Raw genomic sequence first — 6000 nt, 5'->3', positions numbered from 1 at the left:
TGGTCGTGCTCGGCTAATCCCTGACGGCTCGGCCCCCCAACGCTGAACTTGGCGGGCCTGCCTGCCGTTGATCTCTTCTTCCGCCCGAGCCTCTGCATCCTTCTTAGGTCCAGCCGGCACGAGATCTTCGTGACCGCACGAGCATTTGGGTGGCTTACACCTGTTGAAATCATTGCCTGGGATCGTCATTGGCTGCGGCCCGTTGCAGAAAATAATCTGCTGAAGCTGACAGACCTCAGGAGGATTCTATCGGCCGCGTTTCATCACGCGTCGAACACTATTCTTTGGAATTCGCCGTTGAACGAATGGTTGAAGATCGCTCCGCGGCTGCCGGCGAGAAACTGCCAAGCAGCCACCGAGCACACCAGAGCGCTCAGATGCGGAAGTGCTTCGAGAGCTTCAGGCCCTGAGCTTGATAGTTCGAGCCTAGCCCGGAGCCGTAGAGGCTTTCAGGATGCTCTTGCATATGTTCGTAGACGAGGCGACCGACGATCTGGCCGTCTTCGAGAATGAAGGGAACCTCGTGGCTGCGGACCTCGAGCACGGCGCGGCTGCCCCGGCCGCCCGCGGGTGCGTGCCCGAAACCGGGGTCGAAGAAGCCCGCATAATGCACACGGAATTCGCCGACCAGCGGATCGAAGGGTGTCATCTCGGCAGCATAGTGCGGCGGCACATGGATAGCTTCGCGCGAGACGAGGATGTAGAACTCGTCCGGATCCAGGATCAGTTCGTTGCGGCCGCGGCTAAAGAGCGGCTCCCAAAAATCATAAATGTCGTGCTGCGCCTTCTTGTCGACGTCGACGACGGCAGTGTGGTGCTTGCCGCGGTAGCCGATCAGGCCATCCTTATCACCAGCGAGATCAATGGACAGAGCGATGCCGCCGCCCGATACGTTCGGCTGCTTGCTGGCGACCAGCGTTTCTGCATCGTGAAGCGCCAGCAACTCGGGCTCGCCGAGCACAGAATGGCCAACACGGAAGCGGATCTGCGACAGGCGTGAGCCCCGGCGCACGACAATCGGAAACGTGCGCGGGCTAATTTCCAGGTAGAGAGGGCCTGAATAGCCCGCCGGGATCTTGTCGAACTCCTGCGCATAATCGGTGATAACGCGCGTGAAGATATCCAAGCGCCCGGTCGAGCTCTTGGGATTAGCCGAGGCCGACATATCGGCCGGCAAGTCCAGGCGCTCCATCAAGGGAACGATATAGACACAGCCGGTTTCCAGCACGGCACCTTCGGAAAGGTCGACAACGTGAAGGCTCAGGCGATCCAGCTTGTCGGAGACGAGATGCGCGGGGCCCGGCATGAAGCTCGCGCGAACACGGAATGCCTTCGCCCCGAGCCTGAGGTCGAGGCTCGCCGGCTGGATCTGGTCGCGATCCAATTCGCGCTCGGAGGTGAGCCGTCCAGCCTCAAAAAGGGCGGCAATCGCACGATCTGCCAAAATTCCTGTTACGCGAGCCATCATGCCCCATCCATATTTGTCGGAGACAAAACCAAACTCAAGGAATTGACGCAAGCATAGAACGGCAGTATTGCAGCTTTATCCCGTGGTGATTTGGCCGGTCGGCTTGCAGCCACGTTAAACAAGTGGCTAAAAGGACCGGGTGCAAAACCGGTCTGCTTTCGCGGCCGGTTTTTTTGTTGTTTGAAAGTGGTGATTCATGAGCAAGACTTGGCGCCCGGCAACCCAACTCGTCCACGACGGTTCGCTGCGTTCGCAGTATGGCGAGACCTCCGAGGCAATCTACCTCACGCAGGGCTTTGTCTATGAGAGCGCGGAGGCAGCGGAAGCACGCTTCAAAGGCGAGACGGAAGGCTATATCTACGCCCGTTACGGCAGCCCGACCAACGACATGTTCGAGAAACGCATGTGCGCCCTCGAAGGTGCGGAGGAAGCCCGCGCCACGGCCTCGGGCATGGCTGCCGTCACCGCCGCGATCTTGTGCCAGGTGAAGGCCGGCGACCACATCGTTGCGGCCCGTGCCCTTTTCGGCTCGTGCCGCTGGGTCGTCGAAACCCTGGCGCCGAAATACGGAATCGAGTGTACACTCGTTGATGGCCGCTATCTGGAGAACTGGGAAAAAGCGATCCGCCCGAACACCAAGGTGTTCTTCCTGGAAAGCCCGACCAACCCAACACTCGAAGTGATTGATATCGCTGGCGTTGCGAAGCTCGCCAACCAGATCGGCGCCAAGGTTGTCGTCGATAATGTCTTTGCCACTCCGATCTTTCAGAAGCCGCTGGAACTCGGTGCCCACATCGTGGTCTATTCTGCCACGAAACACATCGACGGCCAGGGCCGCAGCCTCGGCGGCGTCATCCTCTCCGACCGCGAATGGGTCAACGAGAACCTGCAAGATTACTACCGTCACACCGGCCCGGCGATGTCGCCGTTCACGGCATGGACACTGCTGAAGGGTCTCGAGACGCTACCCCTACGCGTCAAGCAGCAGACCGAAAACGCGTCGAAGATCGCCGACTACCTGGCAGATCAACCGAAGGTCGCCAAGGTCATCTATCCCGGCCGCAAGGACCATCCGCAGGCCGACATCGTTGCCAAGCAGATGAAGGGCGGCTCGACCCTGGTCGCCATCGAACTGAAGGGCGGCAAAGAAGCCGCCTTCGCCCTCCAGAACGCGCTTAAAATCGTCAAGATCTCCAACAATCTGGGCGACGCCAAGAGCCTGATCACGCACCCGGCGACGACGACGCACAAGAACCTGAGCGACGAGGCGCGCGCCGAACTCGGGATCTCCGGCGGCACCGTGCGTCTTTCCGCGGGCATCGAGGACACGGACGACCTGATCGAGGACTTCGCCCAGGCGCTTGCCAAGGTGAAGGCCTGACAGGTTATCGGCCGGGTCAACACGATCCGGCCGAACGCAGTTTGCGACACGCTCAACGCGTGAAAACTAGATTTAGCACGCGAAAACTCCTGCCATGGCAGGCATTCGGGATGTGATCGCCTCTCGGTTTATTGACGGATCGGTTGTCGTATAAGATACCGGTAACGTATGTTGACTATGGTATAGGCATGTACCGCGCCCTTACACGAGACATTGAAGTCGTCGTCGAACCCTTTTACCTGGAGGAGCAATCCGATCCGGAGGACGACCGTTATGTCTGGGGCTATCGGATCGTCATCAGTAATAATTCCGACAAGACCGTGCGATTGGTGAACCGTTACTGGAACATCACCGACCAGAACGGGATTGTCGATGAGGTCACGGGCGCTGGTGTTGTCGGCGAGCAGCCGCGGCTCTCGCCTGGCGATACCTACGAATATTCCTCTGGCTGCCCACTCGATACGCCCTCGGGCCTAATGTTCGGCCATTACCAGATGGAAACGGATGAAGGCGAGCTTTTCGATGTCGCAATACCCGCCTTCTCGCTGGATTCGCCAGGGTTACTCAGAGTCCTGAACTGATCACTCGGCCTTACCTCTTTTCATAGTGCCTACTGCAGTGAGAAGCTGCTTGGGCGCAGGTGATGCGGGTATGGTTGTCATTCGGGCTGCCCTTGATGGCTCCGGCTGCTGAGCCGCTCGCTTCACCGACCTGGATCGACCGCGACTTGGAGGCCCTGCTCGAGCGCCACCCTGACGGTGCCCTCATCCGCTCGCTGCCGGGGATGGGGGCGGTGCGGTGGGCAGAGCTCATCGCCAACATCGGCACTATCGAGCGATTCCACTCGGCTGACGCCCGTCATCCGCCAATCCGGAAAATCCAGGAACTGGCGCCGCGCATTTGGCGGCGATAAGGCCCTCAAGCGGGTATTCTTCCAGAGTGCCTTCTGCGCCGTCTCCACCAGAGACCCACTCTCCAAAGCCTTCTACGACCGGAAACGGCCAGAGGGAAAACATCACACCCAGGCCATCATCGTCTTGGCCCGCCGACGCGTCACCGTCCTGTGGACCATGCTCCGAACCAGGCAAACCTTCGATCCAACTCAAAAAGCCACTTGACTTGCGCATTACTCAGCAGCCTGGGCCACCTCTTCCACTTCGAAGCGATAGGTCGTTGAGCAAAATTCGCAGGTGACCGAAATCGTGCCGTCTTCCTGGCTGGCATCAATTTCTTCTGCCGAGAACCCCTTCAGAACACCCTTGATCTTCTCGCGGGAACAGCTGCAACGATCGAAGACCTCGCGCGGCTCGTAGACGCGAACGCCGCGCTCGTGGAACAGACGGTAAAGCAGCCGCTCGGTGCCGACCTGCGGGTCCGTCAACTCGTCGGCATCAATCGTGTCGACGAGGGAACGGGCTTCAGCCCAGGCATCATCTTCCTTATGGTCGCTGCCCGCCGTGTCGCCATCGCCGCCGTGAAGATCCGGCTGGCGCATGCGCTCGGGTGCTTCCGGCAGGAACTGGGCCACGAGCCCCCCTGCCCGCCAGCGGTGACGCGGCTTGCCCGCCTCGTCGCGGTCGAAGAGTTCGGCTGCGGCAAGACGAACCCGCGTCGGGATCTGCTCCGATTGGCGGAAATAGGTGCCGGCAATCTCCTCCAGCGTCGCTCCATCAAGCGCAACGATGCCCTGATAAGGCTGGCTGAACTTGCCCTGATCGATCGTAAAGGCCAGCATGCCTTTGCCGAGCAGCTGTTCCGGTTCAATCTGTCCCGCGGCAACGGCCTTGTCGAGGAGACCCCGATTGAAGCGGGCATAGGCGCGCACGTTCTCCGGCGTCGAGAAATCGCAAACTAGCAGGTCGACCGGGCCGTCGCCCTTGGTCTGCACCGTGAATTTGCCTTCAAATTTCAGCGACGTGCCGAGCAGCACCGTCAACACGACGACTTCAGCAAGAAGCCGCGCGACAGGCGCAGGATAGCGATGACGCTCAAGGATCGCGTCCAGCATCGGGCCGAGTTGGACAGCACGACCGCGCACATCCAGGCCTTCCACCTGAAAGGGGACGACATGATCATCACCGGCGAAATTGAATTCGCCGAGGGTCGCTGCAGGTTCTGCCATGGTTTTCTCCTAGTCTGAGAGCGGCAGACAAGCGTGTCCATCCGCTCGCACGGCCACAGGCCCTTTCGGCCTGATGTGGCGTCCAGTATGGTTCAGATCGCGCCCAGGCACCAAGCAAGAATCGACTTCTGCGCATGAAGACGGTTTTCCGCCTCATCGAAGACCACGGATTGCGGGCCATCGATCACCTCGTCCGTGACCTCCTCACCACGATGGGCGGGCAGGCAATGCATGAACAATGCATCCTTGTCGGCCTGCGCCATCAAAGCCGCGTTGACCTGATAAGGCTGAAAGACGTTGTGACCCCGGGCCCGATGTTCCTGATTCATGGAGACCCAGGTATCGGTCACCACACAATCGACGCCGGCGACCGCACGGTCTGCATCATGGCAAAGCATGATTTCGGCGCCCTCATTGCGGGCCCAGTTCAAATAGTGATCCTTCGGCTCGGAACCAAGGGGGACCGCCATATTCATGCGATAGCCGAAACGTGCAGCTCCTTCGACAAGCGAATGCAACACGTTGTTGCCGTCGCCGGTCCAGGCGATCGTCTTGCCCTTGATCGGGCCGCGATGCTCCTCGAATGTCATGATATCAGCCATGATCTGGCAGGGATGCGTATCATCGGTCAGCGCATTGATAACGGGGACCGTTGCGTGTTCGGCAAGCTCCAGCATGCGGGCATGATCGGTCGTGCGGATCATGATCGCATCGACGTAGCGCGACAATACCTTTGCCGTATCCCCGATCGTTTCAGCGCGGCCGAGCTGCATCTCGGTGCCCGACAGGAACAGCGTCTCGCCGCCGAGCTGGCGCATACCGACGTCGAAGGAAACGCGGGTGCGGGTCGAGGGCTTCTCGAAGATCATCGCCAGCATCTTGCCGGCGAGCGGCTTATCGCCCTGCCCGGACTTGAAGGCCTGCTTGCGTGACATTGCGTCATTCATGATAAGCCGCAGGTCGGATGCCGTGACGGCGGAGAGATCGAGGAAGTGTTTTGGGGAAGCCATTGTCTTTACCTATCACGCC

The 6000-nt window shown here is 59.9% G+C and carries 5 protein-coding genes, 1 pseudogene and 1 riboswitch; of the genes and pseudogenes, 3 read left to right on the top strand and 3 right to left on the bottom strand.

All coding sequences use genetic code 11. The annotated features are described in order from the left end of the window. Positions 1-373: 373 nt before the first annotated feature. The gene (locus tag BN77_RS06720) at positions 374-1468 is read right to left on the bottom strand and encodes a 2'-deoxycytidine 5'-triphosphate deaminase (protein ID WP_007529815.1); all 1095 of its coding nucleotides are present in this window, start codon (positions 1466-1468) and stop codon (positions 374-376) included. Between the two features lie 72 nt (positions 1469-1540). Continuing rightward, a riboswitch (SAM riboswitch) is annotated at positions 1541-1619 on the top strand. Between the two features lie 45 nt (positions 1620-1664). On the opposite strand from BN77_RS06720, the gene BN77_RS06715 reads away from it, so the two are divergent. The 3 genes and pseudogenes from BN77_RS06715 to BN77_RS06705 all read left to right on the top strand — a co-directional run. Beyond that, positions 1665-2849, top strand: a complete 1185-nt coding sequence (locus BN77_RS06715) for an O-succinylhomoserine sulfhydrylase (protein WP_007529807.1) — start codon at positions 1665-1667, stop codon at positions 2847-2849. A gap of 188 nt (positions 2850-3037) precedes the next feature. Further along, positions 3038-3430: a Co2+/Mg2+ efflux protein ApaG gene (gene apaG, locus BN77_RS06710; protein ID WP_007529806.1), complete on the top strand. Its 393-nt coding sequence runs from the start codon at positions 3038-3040 to the stop codon at positions 3428-3430. Positions 3431-3564: 134 nt separating this feature from the next. After that, positions 3565-3967 (top strand): annotated as a pseudogene (locus BN77_RS06705) (transposase); the annotation flags it as partial. A gap of 8 nt (positions 3968-3975) precedes the next feature. On the opposite strand, the gene BN77_RS06700 reads toward BN77_RS06705, so the two are convergent. Continuing rightward, positions 3976-4971 carry an Hsp33 family molecular chaperone gene (locus BN77_RS06700; RefSeq protein WP_007529803.1) on the bottom strand — a complete coding sequence of 332 codons (996 nt, stop codon included), beginning with the start codon at positions 4969-4971 and terminating at the stop codon, positions 3976-3978. Between the two features lie 92 nt (positions 4972-5063). Further along, on the bottom strand, positions 5064-5981 hold the full coding sequence (gene argF / locus BN77_RS06695) for an ornithine carbamoyltransferase (RefSeq protein WP_007529797.1): 918 nt from the start codon (positions 5979-5981) through the stop codon (positions 5064-5066). Positions 5982-6000: the final 19 nt, after the last annotated feature.

Origin of the sequence: Rhizobium mesoamericanum STM3625 (assembly GCF_000312665.1) — a bacterium.
Taxonomy (GTDB): Bacteria; Pseudomonadota; Alphaproteobacteria; order Rhizobiales; family Rhizobiaceae; genus Rhizobium; species Rhizobium mesoamericanum.
The sequence above is the reverse complement of the archived record's forward strand: the minus strand, read 5'-3'. Positions and strand labels throughout refer to the sequence as shown.

What these genes read in the sequence shown, in the direction of transcription:
- BN77_RS06720 (WP_007529815.1), bottom strand. Translation starts at nt 1,468, where the DNA reads ATGATGGCTCGCGTAACAGGAATTTTGGCAGATCGTGCGATTGCCGCC.
- BN77_RS06715 (WP_007529807.1), top strand. Translation starts at nt 1,665, where the DNA reads ATGAGCAAGACTTGGCGCCCGGCAACCCAACTCGTCCACGACGGTTCG.
- apaG (WP_007529806.1), top strand. Translation starts at nt 3,038, where the DNA reads ATGTACCGCGCCCTTACACGAGACATTGAAGTCGTCGTCGAACCCTTT.
- BN77_RS06700 (WP_007529803.1), bottom strand. Translation starts at nt 4,971, where the DNA reads ATGGCAGAACCTGCAGCGACCCTCGGCGAATTCAATTTCGCCGGTGAT.
- argF (WP_007529797.1), bottom strand. Translation starts at nt 5,981, where the DNA reads ATGGCTTCCCCAAAACACTTCCTCGATCTCTCCGCCGTCACGGCATCC.